The 309-nt window shown below is 68.9% G+C and carries 1 protein-coding gene; it reads left to right on the forward strand.

Annotation, left to right across the window (positions count from 1 at the left end; all coding sequences use genetic code 11):
* On the forward strand, window positions 1-309 hold a 309-nt coding region (locus EN807_RS34155), incomplete at both ends, for an alpha/beta hydrolase (protein WP_135938067.1).

Consider the following 309-nt stretch of genomic DNA (forward strand, 5'->3'; position numbering starts at 1 on the left):
ACGGCGTCTTTGCCGCCACCACCCGCCCGCTCAAGGGCACCGTGGTCCTGCTCACCGGGCGCAACGAGTGCGTTGAGAAATATTTCGAGACCATCCGCGATCTTTGCGGCCGCGGCTTCGGCGTCGCCACGCTCGACTGGCGCGGCCAGGGCGGCTCCGACCGGCTGATCGGCGACCGGCAGCGAGGCTACGTCCGCAGCTTCCGCGACTACGCCAGCGATCTCGAGCAGTTCTTCGAGGAGGTGGTGCTGCCTGACTGTCGCGGGCCCTACTACATCCTGGCCCATTCCGCCGGGGCGGTGGTCGCGC

Source organism: Mesorhizobium sp. M5C.F.Ca.ET.164.01.1.1 (assembly GCF_004792125.1).
Lineage (GTDB): Bacteria > Pseudomonadota > Alphaproteobacteria > Rhizobiales > Rhizobiaceae > Mesorhizobium > Mesorhizobium wenxiniae.